The 15,084-nt window shown below is 60.1% G+C and carries 13 protein-coding genes; 5 read left to right on the forward strand and 8 right to left on the reverse strand.

What is annotated here, in order from left to right:
* Positions 1-19: 19 nt before the first annotated feature.
* Complete coding sequence (locus tag WC529_03740; GenBank protein ID MFA5113393.1) at positions 20-871, forward strand: PEGA domain-containing protein; 852 nt, start codon at positions 20-22, stop codon at positions 869-871.
* On the opposite strand, the gene leuS is transcribed toward WC529_03740, so the two are convergent.
* From leuS to WC529_03760, 4 genes are read right to left on the reverse strand one after another with little or no spacing between them, the layout of a single operon-like run.
* Positions 872-3,316 (reverse strand): leucine--tRNA ligase, encoded by a 2,445-nt coding sequence (leuS, locus tag WC529_03745; protein ID MFA5113394.1) that lies wholly within the window; start codon positions 3,314-3,316, stop codon positions 872-874.
* On the reverse strand, positions 3,313-6,138 hold the full coding sequence (locus tag WC529_03750) for an AAA family ATPase (GenBank protein ID MFA5113395.1): 2,826 nt from the start codon (positions 6,136-6,138) through the stop codon (positions 3,313-3,315). The genes leuS and WC529_03750 overlap by 4 nt, the downstream gene beginning before the upstream one ends.
* Positions 6,139-6,163: 25 nt before the next feature.
* Positions 6,164-6,457 (reverse strand): MerR family transcriptional regulator, encoded by a 294-nt coding sequence (locus WC529_03755; protein ID MFA5113396.1) that lies wholly within the window; start codon positions 6,455-6,457, stop codon positions 6,164-6,166.
* Positions 6,458-6,517: 60 nt separating this feature from the next.
* Positions 6,518-7,222 (reverse strand): hypothetical protein, encoded by a 705-nt coding sequence (locus tag WC529_03760; protein ID MFA5113397.1) that lies wholly within the window; start codon positions 7,220-7,222, stop codon positions 6,518-6,520.
* A 56-nt stretch (positions 7,223-7,278) separates the two neighbouring features.
* Here WC529_03760 and WC529_03765 point away from each other — a divergent pair, with 56 nt between their 5' ends.
* From WC529_03765 to trpA, 3 genes are read left to right on the forward strand one after another with little or no spacing between them, the layout of a single operon-like run.
* A complete protein-coding gene (locus WC529_03765) occupies positions 7,279-8,331 on the forward strand; it encodes a hypothetical protein (protein MFA5113398.1) in 1,053 nt (350 codons plus the stop codon).
* 24 nt (positions 8,332-8,355) lie between these two features.
* Entirely contained in the window at positions 8,356-9,528 is a 1,173-nt protein-coding gene (gene trpB / locus WC529_03770; GenBank protein MFA5113399.1) for a tryptophan synthase subunit beta, read from the forward strand.
* Positions 9,494-10,261 carry a tryptophan synthase subunit alpha gene (gene trpA / locus WC529_03775; protein ID MFA5113400.1) on the forward strand — a complete coding sequence of 256 codons (768 nt, stop codon included), beginning with the start codon at positions 9,494-9,496 and terminating at the stop codon, positions 10,259-10,261. Before trpB ends, trpA begins: the two co-directional genes overlap by 35 nt.
* On the opposite strand, the gene WC529_03780 is transcribed toward trpA, so the two are convergent.
* Positions 10,230-11,783, reverse strand: a complete 1,554-nt coding sequence (locus WC529_03780; GenBank protein MFA5113401.1) for a glycogen/starch synthase — start codon at positions 11,781-11,783, stop codon at positions 10,230-10,232. The two genes, trpA and WC529_03780, sit on opposite strands and share 32 nt — an antisense overlap.
* 65 nt (positions 11,784-11,848) lie before the next feature.
* Between WC529_03780 and WC529_03785 the strand changes: the two genes are divergently transcribed.
* A complete protein-coding gene (locus WC529_03785; protein ID MFA5113402.1) occupies positions 11,849-12,391 on the forward strand; it encodes an HD domain-containing protein in 543 nt (180 codons plus the stop codon).
* Here WC529_03785 and queF read toward each other — a convergent pair.
* The 3 genes from queF to rpsA are packed head-to-tail and all read right to left on the reverse strand — an operon-like array spanning position 12,381 to position 14,997.
* A complete protein-coding gene (gene queF / locus WC529_03790) occupies positions 12,381-12,713 on the reverse strand; it encodes a preQ(1) synthase (GenBank protein MFA5113403.1) in 333 nt (110 codons plus the stop codon). The genes WC529_03785 and queF overlap by 11 nt on opposite strands.
* Positions 12,701-13,480, reverse strand: a complete 780-nt coding sequence (pyrF, locus tag WC529_03795; GenBank protein MFA5113404.1) for an orotidine-5'-phosphate decarboxylase — start codon at positions 13,478-13,480, stop codon at positions 12,701-12,703. Before pyrF ends, queF begins: the two co-directional genes overlap by 13 nt.
* Positions 13,477-14,997 (reverse strand): 30S ribosomal protein S1, encoded by a 1,521-nt coding sequence (gene rpsA, locus WC529_03800; protein ID MFA5113405.1) that lies wholly within the window; start codon positions 14,995-14,997, stop codon positions 13,477-13,479. The genes pyrF and rpsA overlap by 4 nt, the downstream gene beginning before the upstream one ends.
* Positions 14,998-15,084 lie beyond the last annotated feature (87 nt).

The raw sequence follows: 15,084 nt of genomic DNA on the forward strand, positions 1-15,084 counted from the left end.
CTGGTGTTATAATCCTGCCATGAAGAAAAACCTGTTTGCCGTCGTGTTGCTTTGCTGTTTTGTGGGTTTGGCCTGGGGGGCGAATGCGCCTGCTTTTCAGGGAGCCGTGGAATACGGCAAGCTGACCGTTTACTCCGATGTCGCGGGGGCGGATATCTACGTTGACGCCAAGTTCGTCGGCCAGGACCGCGCCACGATCTCCAACATCCCGGTCGGCAAGCATTACGTCCGGGTGGTCAAGGACGACAAGGAGATCCAGACCGGCATCGTGGAGGTTAAAGAGGGGCAGGAGACGATCATCGTTGCCAAACAGAGCGAAGAGCTGCTCTCCAAGACGCGCAAGCCAACTCAGGTCGCCCTGCTCGGCAGCTTTTCCGCCGTCGGTTATAAGTTCTCCCCCGCGGTCGGCGGCCTTTCCTCTTTTGATTACAAGCCGCAATTCGGGTTGGGCGCGGAACTTAAATATCCGATCCCGGTCATCGACGTCAACATCGACCTCGGCTTTGTCCTGAACATGCCGTCGACCCTCCGTTTTTACGACTTGAGCGGCGGGACCTGGGAAGAGGGACAGGTCTCGCTGTCGTCCCCCTATATCTGCCTCTCCAAAGAGGTGCTCAAGTCCGGCCCGTTCCGGATCAATTGCGGCGGCGGTTTTAACTACGCCCTGTACACGCCGGGCGGCGGCGTCCAGCTGAGCATCGAGCCGCGGCTCGGTTATCAGTTCTACGTTGAAGGGGCGCGGCCGATCGACCAGGGGCAGAAAATGCTGGTCAAGGCGGGTTACGCCAGCTATGCCGGCAAGGCGGCGGGGGTGACCGACATTACTTCGGCCGGTTATTATCTGCAGGCGGGCTTAGCTTACCAGTTGTAGCTACCTAACGACGATGTTGAGCAGTTTCTGCGGGATGTAGATCTGTTTGACTACCTGTTTGCCCGCTAAGTTCGTTTTGACCTTCTCGCTGGCCAGCGCTTTTTCCTTGACCAGCTCTTCTTTGGCGTCGGCCGGCACGGTGATCGTGTCGCGCAGCTTGCCGTTGACCTGCACCGCGATCGTCAGCTCGCTCTCTTTGGCCAGCTCCGCGTCGTACATCGGCCACGGCTGGCTGCAGACCGAATCCTTGTTCCCCAGCTGATGCCAAAGCTCTTCTGCCAGATGAGGGGCAAAGGGGGCAAGCATGACCAAGAGGGGGGCTAGGGACTGGGGGCTGGGGGGGATTTCGTACATAGTATTGGTCAGCTCCATCATCTTGGCGATCGCCGTGTTGAAGCTGAAGCGGTCGATATCTTCGGTCACCCCTTTGATAGTCTGGTGGAGCTTTCTTAGTAGTTTCGAATTTTCTGCTTCGGATTTCTGATTTGTTTCGAGTTTCGAGTTTCGTATTTCGGATTTCTCAGTAACAAGCCGCCAAACTCTATTCAAGAACCGGAAGCTCCCTTCCACCCCCTGGTCCGACCACTCCAGCTCTTTTTCCGGCGGGGAAGCGAAGAGGATAAAAAGCCTGGCCGTATCGGCGCCGTAACGCTCGACGATGTAGTCGGGGTCGACGACGTTCCCTTTCGATTTCGACATTTTGGCGCCGTCTTTGACGACCATCCCCTGCGTTAATAAATTCGTGAACGGCTCGTCGGTGTTCGACCAGCCGGCGTCGAACAGGACCTTGGTGAAGAAGCGGGAGTAGAGAAGATGGAGGATCGCGTGCTCGATCCCGCCGATGTACTGGTCGACCGGCAGCCATTGCTTAGCTTTCTCTTTACCGAACGGTTCCTGATCGTTGTGCGGATCGGCATAACGGAAGTAATACCACGACGAGCAGTTGAACGTATCGAGCGTGTCGGTCTCGCGCCGGCCGGGGCCGCCGCATTTCGGGCATTTCGCTTCCAGGAAAGCTTTGGACTGGGTCAGGGGGGAAGCCCCCTCGCCGGTAAACTTAACGTCCATCGGGAGCTTGACCGGGAGATCTTTGGCCGGGACCGGAACAACGCCGCACTTACTGCAATAAATGATCGGGATCGGGGCGCCCCAGTAGCGCTGGCGGGAGACTAACCAGTCACGCAATTTATATTTCTCCTGCCAGACGCCGAACTTGTCGCCAATTTTCTCCAAAGCTTCCGCGCTGCGGAGGCCGTTAAATTCGCCGCTGTTGACCATGATCCCTTCATCCACGAAGGCTTCTTTCATCGTCTCGGGTCGCGGGTCGCCGGTCTCGGGTCGAATTACTAGTTTAAGAGGCAAGTTGTGAGCTTTGGCGAACTCGAAGTCGCGCTGGTCGTGCGTCGGCACCGCCATGACGGCGCCGGTCCCGTAACCCATCAGGACGTAATCGGCGGTCCAGATCGGGACCGTTTCGCCGTTGGCCGGGTTGACCGCGTAGCCGCCGGTAAAAACGCCTTCCTTGCCGGTCGACACCGCCCGTTCGCGGGTGCTTTCGTGTTGGACTTTTTCGATATACTCGCGGACCGCTTTCTCCTGCGGCGTCCCCTTGGACAGTTCCAGCGCCAGCGGATGCTCCGGCGCCAGGACCATGTACGTCACGCCGAACAAAGTGTCCGGTCGGGTGGTGTATATTTTGAGATCTGTGATATTTGTTTTTGTTTGGAGGTTGGAGGTTTGAAGTTTGAAGTTGATCTCCACTCCCTCCGACTTCCCGATCCAGTTCCGCTGCATGATCTTGACCGGCTCCGGCCAGCCGGTCAGTTTCTCGAGGTCGGCGAGCAGGCGGTCGGCGTAAACGGTGATCTTGAAGAACCATTGTTCCAGGTCGCGCTGCTCGACGGTCGAGTCACAACGCCAGCACTTGTCCTCTTTAACGACCTGCTCGTTGGCCAAGACCGTGGCGCACGACGGGCACCAGTTGACCGTTGCTTTCTTCCGGTAGGCGAGGCCGCGCTCGTGCATCAGCAGGAAGAGCCGCTGGGTCCATTTATAATAGTCCGGTTTGCTGGTGTTGACCTCGCGGTCCCAGTCGTAGGAGATGCCGAGCCGTTTCAGCTGTTTTTTCATCCGGGCGATGCAGCTGTCGGTCCACGGCTCGGGGTGGGTCTTGTTCTTGATCGCGGCGTTCTCGGCCGGCATGCCGAAAGCGTCCCAGCCGATCGGCTGGAGGACCGAAAATCCTTGCAGCCGTTTGTAACGGGCGATGACGTCGCCGATCGCGTAGTTGCGGACGTGCCCCATGTGGAGGTTCCCCGAAGGATAGGGGAACATGACCAGGTCGTAATACTTCAAGCCGGGCTTGTCCGGGGTGCGGAAAAGTCCCTGCTTTTCCCATTCGGCTTCCCATTTCGGCTCCAGCTGCGCCGGGGCGTAATCGCTCATTTCTTTTTCGTCTTCTTCTCTTTGGCCGGGGGCGGGGCCGGCGGCTCGGCCGGCTTGGGCGGTTCTTTCTTTTCCGCCTTGCGGAGGCCGGGGGTAAAGGTGATCTTCCCTTCGACCACGGCGGCAATAACGGTGTCGCCGTCCTTGAACTTGCCGGCGATGATCTCGTTACTGAGCGGATTTTCCAGCAGGTGCTGGACGGCGCGGCGGAGCGGCCGCGCGCCGTACTTCGGTTCGTACCCTTCCTTGATCACCTTCGCCTTGACCTCGTCGGTCACTTCCAGCCGGAAGCCGCGGGTCTCGACCTGTTTTTCCAGGTCGGCGATGATCAGGCCGGCGATCTGCTTCAGCTCGTCCTCGTCGAGCGGGTGGAAGACGATGATCTCGTCGATCCGGTTGAGGAACTCCGGCCGGAAATCTTTCTTCATGTCGGCCAGGACCGTGTCCCGCATCTTGTCGTAGGTCGCTTCCCGGTCTTCGCGCGGCAGGAAGCCGATCGGCCCGGTCTGGACGATCTCTTTCTGGCCGATATTGCTGGTCATGATCACGACCGTGTTCTTGAAGTCGACGACGTGACCCTTGGAATCGGTCAGCCGGCCGTCTTCCAAGATCTGCAATAAGATGTTGAAAACGTCGGGGTGCGCTTTTTCGATCTCGTCGAAGAGAATGACCGAGTACGGTTTGCGGCGCACCGCTTCGGTCAGGGTGCCGCCTTCTTCGTAGCCGACGTACCCGGGGGGGGCGCCGACCATGCGGGAAACGGTGTGCTTTTCCATGTATTCCGACATGTCGATCCGGACCAGCGCCTCCTGCGTGCCGAAGAGGAACTCGGCCAGGCGGCGGGCGACCTCGGTCTTACCGACGCCGGTCGGGCCGGCAAAAATGAACGAGCCGACCGGGCGCTGCGGCGGCTTGAGGCCGGCGCGGCCGCGGCGGATGGCCTGCGAAATGGCGACGACCGCCTCGTCCTGCCCGATGATCCGTTTGTGGAGCTCGGTTTCCATGTGGATCAGCTTTTCCGTTTCCGCGGCGGTCAGCTTGATGACCGGGATGCCGGTCCAGTCCGACACGATCGAGGCGATATCGTCTTCGGTCACCGTCGGTTCGCCGGTGCCGCGTTCGAGTTTCCATTTTTCGTCCAGCTCTTTCATTTTTTTCTCTAACTCGGCGCTCTTGTCGCGATAGGTCGCCGCTTTTTCGTATTTTTGGCCGGTCAGCGCTTCTTCTTTTTCCCGTTTCAGCGCCGCCAGCTCTTTTTGGACCATTTTCAGCTCGGCCGGGGGCGAGATCGTCCGGAGGCGGACCTTGGCGCCCGCTTCGTCCATGACGTCGATCGCCTTGTCCGGCAGGAACCGGTCGGAGATGTAGCGGTGGGAGAGGGTGGTGGCCGCGACCAGCGCCGCATCGGGGATCTTGACCCGGTGGTGCGCTTCGTAGCGGTCGCGGATCCCTTTCAGGATCTCGATCGTCAGCTCGACCGACGGTTCGCCGATCAGGACCGGCTGGAAGCGCCGCTCCAGCGCGGCGTCTTTTTCGATGTTCTTCCGGTATTCGTCGACCGTGGTCGCGCCGATCACTTGCAATTCGCCCCGCGCCAGGGCCGGCTTGAGCATGTTCGCCGCGTCGATCGCCCCTTCCGCGCCGCCGGCGCCGACGAGGGTGTGCAGCTCGTCGATAAAGAGGATGACTTGCCGCTTCTTGGAGAGGATCTCGTCGAGGACCTTTTTGACGCGCGACTCGAACTCGCCGCGGTATTTGGTACCGGCGACCATGCCGCCCAGGTCGAGGGCGATGACCTGTTTGTCCTTCAGGATCTCCGGGACGTCGCCGCTGACGATCCGCTCGGCCAGCCCTTCGACGATCGCCGTTTTGCCGACGCCGGGGTCGCCGAGCAGGGCGGGGTTGTTCTTGGTCCGGCGGGAGAGGATGCGAATGATCCGCTCGATCTCTTTTTCCCGGTCGATGACCGGGTCCAGTTCGCCTTTGCGGGCCATGGCGGTCAGATCGCGGCCGAAGGTGGTGAGGGCCGGCTTTTGCGGCCGCGGCGGGGCGCCGATCCCGATGCCGGGGAAACCGAGCATCCCCTCGGGCATTTCGCCGCCCCCCTCGCCCTCGAACTCCTCGGGCCCTTCGGGGTAGTCCTGCTGGGCGTCTTCGGGGGCGCCGGAGCCGAGCGCTTTTTCGACGTCGGTGATGATCTGGCGGGCGACCTTGTCAAAATTGATCTTCCGTTTGTGGAGCGCTTGCGCCGCGATGCTTTCGCCTTCGCGGATGATGCCGAGCAGGATGTGTTCTTCGCCGACGTAATTAAAGCCGAGCTCGCGGGCGGCCTGGTAGGCCAGTTCCAAGGCCTTTTTCGCCCTGGGCGACAGGGTCATTTTCTTGGGGGAGCCCTCGCCGCGGCCGATCAGTGATTCGAGGTCGGAAAAGAGATTGACCAGGTCGACGCCGAGCGTCTGCAGGACTTTGTAGGCGGCGCCTTCGGCCTTGATCAGGCCAAGCAGCAAGTGTTCGGTCCGGACATGGTCGTGGCCCAGGCGGTTCGCTTCCTCGGTGGCCAATTGCAGGATCTTATTGGCCGATTCGGAGAAATAGTCGTAGAACCGCTCGGACGGGCGCCGCTTGAAGAGCGAGGCGAACAGGTCGGGGAACTCGAAAAAGCCGGGGAAATCGGCCAGGCCGAAATTCTCCAAGTCGCCCCCCGGCACAAAGCCCTCGGCCGCCGCGCATTGGCCGCAGAGGTGGCGTTCGACTTTCTTGCCGTTGATTATCTTGGTGATATGGACCGTCGCCGGGTTGATCTTGCAACTTTGACAGATCATGTTGATTTACCCTTCCTTTCTTTAATTATAGCATTTCCTCGATCAGCTTTTCGACCCCAATGTGGAAGCGCTCGGCCATTTCCAGCAGCGCCTTGACGCCGGAGAGATTCAGGTCCCATTCGTCCATCAGCGCGCAGAACTGCTTGATCCGGGTCAGGTCGCCCTGGGAATAAAGACGATAATTCTTGGCCGTGCGCCGCGGATGGACCAGGCCGACTTCTTCGTAGATCCGTAAAGTTCGCGGGTGGCAGCCGATCAGCTCCGCGGCGACTTGAATGGTGTAGACCGGCTTATGGCTATCGTGGACCCAGCCGAACATTATCATGGGGAGCATAATAAACCTTGACAATGAAAATGTCAAGCATATATTGGGAGCTGGTCAAAACCCGGCTGCAAATAATTTATCAGGCAGGCCGGTATTGATCTTAAAATTATCCCCTTTTAAGCTAAAAACCAGGCCGACGAGGAACCCGCCGTTCAGCTCCAGGGCCGACCGGCCGTGACAGGCGACCGGGACGTCAAGCCCCTCAATGACCCGGTAATCGATGAAGACCTGGCCTTTCAGGTTATTGGCGATCGCGAGGTCCATGCTTTTAAGCAGTTCGGCCGACGGGTCGGCCCGAAAGGTCACCTTTTTGACGTTCTTCAGCACGCCCGGCTTGGGTAATCCTTCCAGTACGACTTCCTTGGTCGTACTGCTGATGACGCGGAGGTGGAAATTATGGTCCATCAGCCGCGGGTTGAAACCGACCGAGAAATCGGGGGCGTGCAGCAGGCGGATATAGAAGCGCTTGCCCTGGGCATCGATCTTTTTGATGTTATTGCCCCTGATGTAATAACGCTCTTTATCGAGTATCGCCATCACCCGGTCGGGCGCTTTGTAATAGAGCTTTCCTTTTTGCCGGTTAACGCCGCCGCAGCCCATCAGCTGCAGGCTGGTATCGAGCGTGATGTCGCACTCCGCGTCCTGCACCAGGAGGAACTTCGCGGTCAATTTATCGACCAGTCGTTCCGGGGTCACGGCCGCAAAAGCCGCCAGCGCCAGGACGCAGAGCCAGAGAAAAACGCGCGCCGATCTGTTCATGGCTCAATTATATCATTCCTGAAATCAGACGGCGGAAAAACCGATAGATAGGCGTTATGATCTACGCCAGGATCAAAGGGGCGGAACTGTCGCCCCACATCGCCGCGGCCGCCAAGTTGCAGCCGGGGCTGAAGAACATCGGCCGGCTGAACGACGGCCGGATCGTCGCGATCAACGAGCGGCGCCAGCTCCCGGAAGCGTCGATGCTGCTTTATCGCGGGCATCTGATTGCGGCTGACAGCGCGGTGGAAAATGTCGTCGTCAAGATCGCTCCGGACCGGTCCAGCGCAGTCGAGGTGCAAAGCGAAACCTACTTTTTGCAAAAACTCGAAGGGGTGCCGGGATTTCCCCGGATAAGCGGCCAAGGGAAGGTGGAGATCGAAGGAAAGGGGGAGCAGCCGTTCTTTGTCATGCCGGAGATCAACGGGATCAGTCTCGGATGCCTGGCCTTGCCGGAATGGCGCGGACAGTTGCCGAGCCGGGAAGAGATCTCTTTGCTGACCGAATCGGTCTTGCCGGGCTTAGCGGCGAGGTTGGGCGATCTCCACGCCCGCCAGATCGTCCATCGGGACGTCAAACCTAACAACGCCTTATACCGGGGCCAGGGCGAAGTCGTACTGCTCGACTTTGGCCGGGCCAACGGCTTGAACAGTCCGGCCCGGACCGATACCGGCGCGGTCGGCTTTTATCCGCCGGAAATGGCTTTTGCCCTTTATCTCCAAGAAGACGTCCGGACCGACGTTTACGGCCTGGGGACCAGCGCCTTGACGCTGATCGCGGGGGTGAACGGCTTACTTTATGAAGGGATGGACGATCCCTGGCGTTATACCGGGCTGGACCGGCTGATGATGCTCATGACCAGGGAGAAAATGATCGAGAACTATTATCGCGCCATCAGCGCCCGCGAGCACTTTAGCGTAGAGTCGGTCGCCCGGCAGAGCAATCTGCCGGCCGAACTGAAAGAAACGCCGCTCGGCCGTTACCTCGCTTCGCTCTTTCACCCGGACAAAGCGCAGCGGCCCTTCAACCTGCCGGAGATCGCCGACCGGCTCAAGGCGCTGGGCGGCCAGTTCGCCAGCTACGAGCTCCAGTCGGTTGAAGCCGAATAGTTATTAGCTTATAATTATCTCACCATGGTCGATTCCCACCAGCTACCCGACAGCCGCGGTTATTTTGGCCAATTCGGCGGACGGTTCGTGCCGGAGACGCTGATGGCGCCGCTGGAGGAATTGACCGCAGCTTATTTCACCGCGAGAAAAGACCCCGCTTTCCAGGCCGAGCTCGACTATTATCTGGAACAATATGCCGGCCGGCCGACGCCGCTCTATTGCGCGGCGCGGTTATCCGACGAGCTGGGCGGCCCGAAGATCTATTTAAAACGCGAAGACCTTTGCCACACCGGCGCCCACAAGATTAATAACGTCCTGGGACAGCTGCTTCTAGCCCGGCGGATGGGGAAACGGCGGATCATCGCCGAGACCGGCGCGGGGCAGCACGGGGTCGCCACGGCGACCGGCGCGGCGCTGCTCGGGATGGAATGCGCCGTCTACATGGGCTCGGCAGACGTCAAGCGCCAGGCGCTCAACGTTTTCCGGATGGAACTGCTCGGCGCAAAAGTCATCCCGGTCACGGCCGGGAGCAAAACCTTAAAAGACGCGGTCAACGAAACCTTCCGCGACTGGATGGCGCACCCCACCGACACTTTTTACTGCCTCGGCTCCTGCGTCGGCCCGCACCCATATCCGCTGATGGTCCGCGACTTCCAGTCGGTCATCGGCCGGGAAGCTAAGGTGCAGCATCTGGCGGCGGAGAAAAAAGAGCCGGATTGCCTTGTTGCCTGCGTCGGCGGCGGTTCGAACTCGATCGGCTTGTTCCACCCGTTCCTGGCGGACAGCGGGGTCCGGATCATCGGCGTGGAAGCGGCGGGGGCGGCCTCGCTCTGCAAAGGGACGATCGGCGTGCTGCACGGCGCCCGGGAATATGTTCTGCAGTCGAAAACCGGGCAGATCATGAATACTCATTCGATCTCGGCCGGCCTCGATTATTCCGGCTCGGGCCCGGAGCACAGTTATCTGAAAGACGCCGGACGCGTCGAATACGTGACGGCTAACGATAAAGAGGCGCTGGACGGGTTCCGGCTGCTGTCCCGGACCGAAGGGATAATCCCGGCGCTGGAATCGTCGCACGCGATCGCCTACCTCAGGAAACTGGCGCCGCAAATGGACCGGTCGCAGACCGTGATCGTCTGCCTGTCGGGCAGGGGAGATAAGGATGTCGAGAGTATCAGAAGCCTTCGCCGGGCGTAAAGCCTTAATAACTTACATTACCGCCGGCGATCCGTCGCTGGCGGTGACCGAGAAACTGGTTTTTGACCTGGTCAAAGCCGGCGCCGACATTATCGAGCTGGGGATCCCTTTTTCCGATCCGCTCGCCGACGGCCCGGTCATCCAGGCTTCGCACCAGCGGGCGCTGAAAAAGAACGTCAGCCTGGCGGAAGTTTTTAAACTGGTCGGCCGGGTCAGAAAGCGCTCGAGTATTCCCCTCTGCTTTATGCTGGCTTATAACCTGATCGCCCAGTACGGCGAACAAAAATTCTACGATGATTGCGCGCGGTTCGGAGTCAACGGCGCGATCGTCCCGGACCTGCCGCCCGAAGAGTCGCGCGTTGCGGGTCACGGGTCGCGGGTCGATGAGATATATTTAATTGCGCCGACGTCGACGGAGAAAAGGATCAAGCTGGCGGCGGAGAAATCGTCCGGTTTTGTCTATCTTGTCTCGGTCGCGGGGATAACGGGGAAGCGGCAGGCATTAGCCGCCGACCTGGGAGCGCTGGTCGCCAAAGTTAAGCGGTTCACCAAGCTGCCGGTCGCGGTCGGCTTCGGGATCTCCACGCCGGCTCAGGCCAAGGAAGCGGCCAAGGTTGCTGATGGCGTGATCGTCGGTTCGGCGATCGTCGACCTGATCGCCAAAGGGAAGCGCCCGGCAGCGGTCAAATTCGTCGCGTCGCTCAGAAAGGCCATCGACGGCGCGGGGCGCTGAGGGCGTCGCGGAAGAGGTCGACATAATCCTGCGCCCGGCTGTCCCAGGAATAATCCAGCTGCGTGATCCGGGCGACCATTTCCTGCCAGAACGGCTTGTTCTGGAAAGCGGTCCAGACTTCGACCAGTTTTTCGGTCATCGCCTCCGGTGACAGTTCCCAGAAGGAATAGCCGGTCTTGGCGTAAGCAATGGTGTTGATCAGCCCGCCGGTTTCCCGCCCGAACGGCACGGTCCCGAGCTTCTGCGCTTTCATCTGGTTCAACCCGCACGGTTCATAGCGCGACGGCATCAAGAGCACATCCCCGCCCGCCAGCGCCAGGATCTCCAGCTGCTCGTTGAATTTTTCGATCTTAACCCGGCCGGGGTAGCGCTTGGCGAGGTCGTTTAACGCATCGACGTAGCGCTGTTCGCCGTCGCCGACGAAGATGAATTGCGAGCGCGGGATCTTTTCCAGCATCTCCGGCAGCGCCTGGATGGTGATATCGATCCCTTTCTGGTCGGCCAGGCGCGACGACCAGACCACCACCATCGCTTCCGGATCGCGGGGCAATCCCAACCGGTCCTGCAAAGCTGCGCGGTTAACCGTGCGGCCGCTCAGGTCGGCCGGGCCAAAATTGGCCGGGATAACTCCCTGGTTAAAGAACAGCGTCGGCCCGAAATTGTCGGGCAAGCCGTTGAGGATCCCGGTCATGTCGCTGCCGCGCGTTTTCAGGATACCGGCATAGAGGTCGGCAGGCGGATCGGTCTTCCCGCTGCGCAGCTCCTCGGCGTAAGCCGGGCTGACCGCGACGACCCGGTCGGCAAAGAGCAGGGCGGCCTTGTGCGGCTCGACGCGGCCGTAGAACTCCAGCCCATCCGGGCCGAACAGCCGGGGATCGCTATTGGTCGAAACGCCGATCTTGTGGGCAAAGTTCCAGGGATCGAGGTTCCGCTCGCCGCAGCTGTAGCCGAGGTTATGGATATTGTAAATGGTGCGGACGGTCGCAGCCGACGGCCCGAAGTAATTGAAGAGGAACGGGGTTATCCCCGTCTGCCAGTCGTGGCAGTGGACGATGTCGGGGATGAATTTGCCCCGTTTCTTTTCGGCCAGGAACTTGCAAAAGAGCTCGTGCGTTGCCCGGTTGTAAAAAAAGAAACGGTGGGCGTCGTCCTGGTAGCCGTACAGCCGGGTCCGGCTGCCGAAGGCGGTCGAATCGGCGGTATCCAGGAAGAACGCGTTCATGTTGAAACCGCTCGCCTCGTCGCGGATCGACCCCCTGATGATCGAGGTCGGGGTGCGCAGGTCGCCGACCGGCACGGTCATATCGTCAAAATAATTGAGATTGAATTTGGCGCGGAGAAAAAGCTCCAGCGTGCCGAGGTGCTTGGGCATGATGGCGGTGACCGTGTGGCCGAGCCGGGCCAATCCTTCGCTCAAGCCGGAAACGGCGTCGGCCAGGCCGCCGGTTTTTTTAATGCCGGACATCTCGGGCGTGACCATCCAAATATGCAAGGGCTTGCTTCTGCTGGCGGCAACTCTCATACAAGATGATTTCGACCGTCTCCGGCCGAAATTTCACTATTGATATGCTATAATCCCCCCGGCTTATGTTTATTAACAGGCTGATTTATCGCGTCAGGCAGTTTTACGCCAATCTCTCGGCGGTCTACCTGAAAGAAGACGACGCTTTTGTCCGGAGCTACCTGAGCAGCGAAGAAGTGGGGCTGTTCAACCAGCTGCCGACCTACGAGAAAAAGCACGCGGTGATAGTCGCCAAAAAGATGCTGGAGCTAGCCCTTTACAACCCGGAGCTCGATCCGCGCAAACTGGCGATCCTCGGCCTGCTCCACGATATCGGCAAGGTGGCGGAGCACAACTCGATCCTGGCCAAGGCGGGCCTGGTGCTGCTCCGGTTCTTTTTCCCCTATCTCTACGACCGCCTGGCAGACCTGGGTGCCCGGCGCCGGCTGTTCCGGAAGTTCTTTGTCCATAAGCACCACGGCCTGGTCGGGGCGGATATGCTGGCCAAGATCGGCGTTTCCGGGGAGTATTTGATGATCATTAAGAAACACGACCCGCGCGTTGAGCCATTTGCCCTGGATGACCCCGTGGAATTGCAGATCCTGCAGCAGGCGGACTCTACTTACTAGCGCTAACCGTCGTCTTGATCCCGCCCCGGACGTTGAATTCCCCGACCACCTTTATCTTCCGCGGCTTGCACGCGGCGACCAGGTCGTCCAGGATCTTGTTGACGACCTCTTCGTGGAAAGTGCCGACATTCCGGTAGGAGACAAAGTAAAGCTTCAGCGACTTGAGCTCCACGATCAGTTTGTCGGGAATATATTCGATCTTGATGGTGGCGAAGTCGGGGAGGCCGGTCTTGGGGCAGACGCAGGTGAACTCCGGGAACTCGATATTGACCGCGTAATCGCGGTCGGCGTTCTTATTCTCAATAACCGCTATTTCCGGCATTTGTTGATCTCGTCGCGCAGTTTTTTGGCTTCCACTTTCGGTTCCGCCGCGTAAATGATGCTGCGCGAAGCGTTGATGATCGGCCGTTGGCCGCCGTGTTTGACGGCCGCTTCGAGGCTGCCCCCCTGGGCGCCGACCCCCGGGATCAGGATCGGCATCTCACCGGCGATCGCCGCGATCCCTTGCAGCTCGTCCGGCTTGGTGGCGCCGACCACCAGGCCGCAGTTGCCGTAGTGGTTCCATTCCTTGACGTGCTTGGCCACGGAGAGGTAGAGCGGCTCTTGGCCGCCGGCCGCCTCAAAGTCCTGGCTGCCGGCGTTGCTCGTCAGGCAGAGGACAAAAGTTCCTTTATCGCGGTAATCGAGGAACGGCTTGACCGAGTCGTGCCCCATGTACGGATTGACGGTGACGGCGTCGGCCTTGAGCGACTCGAACGCCGCCTTGGCGTAGGCGGCCGAAGAGTGGCCGACGTCGCCGCGCTTGGCGTCAAGAATGACCGGGACCTTGGTATGGGCATGGATGTAGTCGATCGTCCGGATCAGGGAGCTAAGGCCGTAGAGGCCGTACATCTCGTAGAACGCGGCGTTCGGCTTGTAAGCGCAGACCAGGTTGGCGGTCGCCTCGATCACGGCGATGTTGAAGTTCAGGATCGGGTCGTCGGTGCTGAGGAACCGGGCGGGAAGCTGGCTTAAATCGACGTCGAGGCCGACGCAGAGGGCGCTGTGGTTGGCGGCGGAAGCCTGGTCAAGAAGTTGGACGAAGCTCATGTCCCGGATTGGTCGCTGGCGGTCTGGTCTTCGGATCCTTCGTCGATCACCTCGGCCGCTTCCGCCTCTTTTTCGGCCTTGGCCCGTTCCTTTTCGGCGATCATGTCGGCGATGGTGACTTTTTTCTCTTCGGTCGTCGCGGTGCTGGCGGCGGGCGGCGGCGGGGCGGCTTTGGCCGCTTTGCGCTCCCGTTCCCTGATCACTTCCTTGATCGAGAGGCCGATCTTCTGCTCTTCGGGGATGACGCGCAGGATCTTGACATCATAGGTCTCGCCGATCTTGACCGCGTCGCCCGGGTTCTGGACCGGGGCCTTGGCGAGCTCGGAGATATGGATCAGCCCTTCCAGTCCCCGCTCCAGCTCGGCAAAAGCGCCGAACTTGGCGAAGCGGAGGACCTTGGCCTTGACGGTCTGGCCCGGTTTGTACAGGTCGGAGGCGTTGGCCCACGGGTCGGGCTGGAGTTCCTTGAGGCCGAGGGAGACCTTCTTGTTGATCCGGTCGACGCCGAGGACAAAAACGTCGATCTCTTCGCCCGCCTTGACCACTTCCGACGGGTGCTTGACCCGTTTCCAGGAGAGCTCGGTCAGGTGGATCAGCCCTTCGATCCCGCCCAGGTCGACGAAAGCGCCGAAGCTCTTGAGGTGGGAGACCTTCCCTTTGCGGACCTGGCCGACTTCCAGCTCATCGAGGATCTTGAGCGAGTCGAGTTTTTCTTTATCGCCGGCCGCCTGGCGGTGCGAGAGGACGATCTTCCCCTGGCGCTGGTTGACTTCAATGACCCGGAGCGGCAGGGTTTGGCCGACGAAAGACTCGAGGGTCTCTTCCGGCCGCTTGGCGACCTGGGAAGCGGGGACAAAACCGCGCATCCCCTGGCAATCGACGACCAGTCCGCCCTTCAAGGCCTGGAGCACTTTCCCCTCCAGGAGAGACCGGCTGTGGTAAGCGTTGTTGGCGATCTTCCAGTTCTTTTCAAAATCGGCCTTTTTCTTGGAGAGGATGGCGTAGCCTTCCTTATTTTCCAGGTTTTCGATCAGGACGTCGATGACGTCGCCGACCTTGACCGTCTCTTCCGCCGAGCGGCCGGAGCGGTCGGACAATTCCTCCATCGGGATCAGGCCGTCGGCCTTGTACTTGATATCGACCAGGACGCCGGAGGGATCCACCTTGAGGACCTTCCCCTTAACGATATCGCCGACCTGGTATTCTTTCATGGTCGCTTCGTAAGCGGACGGTTCCGCCGCCGGTTTGGCGGCGGCCGGGCGCGGGGCCGGTTTTTCGCTCGCTAAGACCGGCGCGGCGGGAACGGGCGTTGGGGCTGGTGCCGGTTTCGGCGCCGCGGCAAAGGCGGTCGCCCGGAATTCGTCTTTCTTGTCGGCGGCCGGGGAGGCCGGCGTCTCGGCCGGTTTTTCGAACCGTTTGGTCTCGGCCAGGGTTTGGCGGATCAGTTCTTCGACTTCGGATAAACCGGCGTCGCCCTGGCTTTTGTCAAAAGATGTCGCGGAGAGTTCTTCAGCCATAACTTAGAAATAATACCATAAAACCGGCAGGCGGACAAGGGTTGCCGCCCTCTCTTGACAAACCGGGGAAAAGCGCCTAAATTATCA

This window comes from Candidatus Margulisiibacteriota bacterium, assembly GCA_041650855.1.
Taxonomy (GTDB): domain Bacteria; phylum Margulisbacteria; class WOR-1; order O2-12-FULL-45-9; family XYB2-FULL-48-7; genus JALOPZ01.